The sequence below is a fragment of the Sphingomonas sp. FUKUSWIS1 genome, assembly GCF_000733135.1.
Lineage (GTDB): Bacteria > Pseudomonadota > Alphaproteobacteria > Sphingomonadales > Sphingomonadaceae > Sphingomonas > Sphingomonas aerolata.
Genome location: NZ_JPJC01000240.1, coordinates 1 through 2,924, shown reverse-complemented (window position 1 = coordinate 2,924; position 2,924 = coordinate 1). Strand labels below are relative to the sequence as shown.

Sequence of the window (2,924 nt, the reverse complement as noted above, 5' to 3'; positions counted from 1 at the left end):
CGGGGGGGGGGACGGCCTGCGCGAAGGCGGGCATGGCGAGGAACAGGGCGACCAGCAGCGCGAGGCCGACCCACAGCCACGCAGCGCCACGCGACTGCGTCCTGGCCTCTACAGCGGTAATCAGCGCCGGGCCCGACCCCTTGCGCGTAACGATCAGGCTCATGCGTCGACCTTGTCGATCAGGTGCACGCCGCCGCGACCGACCGAGACGAGCAGCCGCCGGCCCTCGAAATCGATCACCGCGAGGCGCAGGCCCGGCGAGATCATCATCGTTTCCTTGACGCCGATCAGCCGCGACGTGGGCTTGCCGGGCATGCGGCTCTCGAACTTGCGCCACAGCAGCAGACAGCCGACCATCAGCCCGCAGACGAGCGGCAGGAGGATGACGAGTTTCAGGATATAGGACCAGAGCATCGGATCAGCCGCGCGCCGCGAGCGACTTGTCGGGGCTGACCAGCTCGGTCATCCGCACCCCGAACCGCTCCCCTACGGTGACGACCTCGCCACGACCGATCAGCGTGCCGTTGACGAACACGTCGAGCAGCTCGTTGGCCTGGCGATCGAGCTCGATCACGCTGCTCTCGCTCAGCGCGAGCAGTTCGCGCAGCGTCAGGCTGGTCGAGCCGATCTCGACGGTCAGCTTGACGTCGACGTCCTGGAGCAGCCTGAAATTGGCGGCCACGGCGGCGTCGACCGGAAAAGTACCGGCCATGTCGGTCATGCTGCGAATCCTTCGTCGATACGGGTAATGGAGGTGAGCTGGATGGCGGCGAAGCCGTTGGACGTGCCGACCGTGCCGCAGCCGAGCCGGTCGTTGCCGACCATCACGGGAACGTCGCCCGAGATCGTGATCGGGATCACGTCGCCGGGTTTCAGGTCCATCAGCATCTGCAGCGACACGACGGGTTCGGCGAGCACCGAGCGGATCGGGAAGCGGATGTTCATCGCCGCGCGGGTCAGCTCGTTGCGCCAGGCCGGATCGGGCTCGGCGGTCTTGCCGAGCACCTTGGTGGTGAGCGACGGGGCGTGCGGCTTGAGCGCCGTGACCGGGTAGACGAGGTCGAGAAACACCGGCTTGCCCGCCCCCGTCGCCAGCCCGAAGCGGGTGACGATCATCGCATCCTCGCCGTCGAGCTCGGCGATCATCGCCGGGTTCACCTCGACACGGGTCGGCTGGAACTCGAACCGTGCCATCGGCTCCCACGCGGTCTTGAGCGGGGTCGCGATCAGCTGGCCGATCCGCGCGATCATCGCTTCGCCCGCGGGCGAGAATTCGGCTGGCAGCACCGGTGGCACCGCGCCCGTCCCGCCGAAGAACAGGTCGAGCAGCTCGAGGATGAACCGCCCGTCCATCACGCATAGCGCCTGCGCGGCGCCCGGCGTCATCACCATCGGCAGCCAGGCGATCAGCCCGTCGCCGCGCTCTGCCCGGTAATCGGCAAAGCGCTGGACGACGAGCGGCTCGGCCCAGCTGCGCACTTCCTGGCGCAGCATCGGCTCGAACACGCCGCGCAGCGTCCGCGCGAACCGGGCGGACAGATGCTGCAGCGTGTGGAGGTCACCGAAGGGATTGAGCTTGGCCGACCCCAGCATGCCCGAATGGGCCGCCTGGGGACGATCGCGCTCGCGCCGCTCGCGCATCGTCGTGTCTGGGGGGGCGTTAACCATGCCTCACTGAACGACGAAACTGGTAAAGTAAACGTTACCGATCCCCCCGAAACCTTCCTTCTGCTTGAGCGTAGCGTTGATGGCCTTGGCCAGTTCGCCCTGCAATTTGCGCTTGCCTTGCGCGGTAAACACCTCGTCTTCGGTCGCCTCGCCGAGCGCCATCAGGATCGCGGAGCGGACCGCGATCTCGTTGGTCTTGAGATGGTCGATGACGCTGTTGTCATAGGGCGTCGAGACGGCGACGCCGACCTGGATGAAATGCGCGCTGTCCTGGAGGTTGGCGGTAAATTCCTTCTCCAGCGCATAATAGGTCGACGCATAGCGGTCGCCGCCTTCGCCTGCAGGCGGCGCCATGCCGTGATTCTCGGGTGCGGCATCCTCGCCGCCGCCATGCCCGCCGCCTTCGCCGTCCCCTTCGGCCCCGGCGGACTTCTGCTCGCTTTTGGGGATGAGCTTGGGCTTGCCGTCATCGGCCGCGGCATGGCCGCCGCCGATCAGCCCCGCGCTCGAGGCATAGACACCGGCCCCCACGCCGCCGCCCACCAGGACGAGCAGCGCGACGCCGCCGATGATCATCTTGCCTATCTTCCCCTTCTTCTTGGGCACGGGGGCTTCGGTCTTGTCGCTCATCTACGCAGTCCTTCGGGTCAGGCGAGTCGGGTGTCGGTGGAATCGGTATCGGCAGCGGTCGCGATTCCGGCGCGGGCGCGCGAAGGCGCCGAAGGCTGGTGCGGCGTCGCAGCGCGCTGCTGCTGCTGGCCGGCGCCGGTATCGACGTTGCTCTGCGACAGCTTCAACCCGCGGGCATCGGCGAGTTCGGCGAGCCGGGGTTGCGCCTCCTGCAACAGGCTGCGCGTGGCGGCCTGTTCGGCGGCGAAATGCACATGCAGCGTATCGCCGTCCTTGCGGACCGAGACGTTGATCGTGCCGAGCGCATCGGGGATCAGGCGGATCCGCGTATCGGTCGCATTCGCCGCGTCGCGCAGGATGTCGATCCGATCGATCATCGCGCTCGGCCAGCGCTCCTGCCGCATGTCGAGCGGCGCTTGTGCGTCCGTGGTCGGGGCGAGCGCGTGAACGGTGCCGGCGGCGGTGAGCGGGGCGGGCAGCGTCGTGTCGTCCCGTAGGCGGGGCTCGTCACGGCGCCGCGCCGCCGCCTGGATCGCGGCGCCGAAGACCTGCGCGGCGGAGGCGACGGTGCCGGGTTGCGGCTGTGTGGCGGCGGCGGGCGGCTGCTGCACGACGAGGGTCACGGG

Annotated in this window: 5 protein-coding genes; all 5 read right to left on the bottom strand. The window is 68.4% G+C overall.

Features of this window, described 5'->3' with window-relative positions:
* Positions 1–159: 159 nt before the first annotated feature.
* Complete coding sequence (locus sphsw_RS14820; protein ID WP_031394023.1) at positions 160–414, bottom strand: flagellar biosynthetic protein FliO; 255 nt, start codon at positions 412–414, stop codon at positions 160–162.
* 4 nt (positions 415–418) lie between these two features.
* Positions 419–721: a flagellar motor switch protein FliN gene (fliN, locus tag sphsw_RS14815; protein WP_031394024.1), complete on the bottom strand. Its 303-nt coding sequence runs from the start codon at positions 719–721 to the stop codon at positions 419–421.
* Positions 718–1,668 carry a flagellar motor switch protein FliM gene (locus tag sphsw_RS14810; protein WP_031441299.1) on the bottom strand — a complete coding sequence of 317 codons (951 nt, stop codon included), beginning with the start codon at positions 1,666–1,668 and terminating at the stop codon, positions 718–720. The genes fliN and sphsw_RS14810 overlap by 4 nt, the downstream gene beginning before the upstream one ends.
* Before the next feature lie 3 nt (positions 1,669–1,671).
* A complete protein-coding gene (locus tag sphsw_RS14805; RefSeq protein ID WP_031441298.1) occupies positions 1,672–2,298 on the bottom strand; it encodes a flagellar basal body-associated FliL family protein in 627 nt (208 codons plus the stop codon).
* A 17-nt stretch (positions 2,299–2,315) separates the two neighbouring features.
* A partial coding sequence (locus sphsw_RS14800; RefSeq protein ID WP_031441297.1) for a flagellar hook-length control protein FliK occupies positions 2,316–2,924 on the bottom strand: 609 nt, incomplete at its 5' end.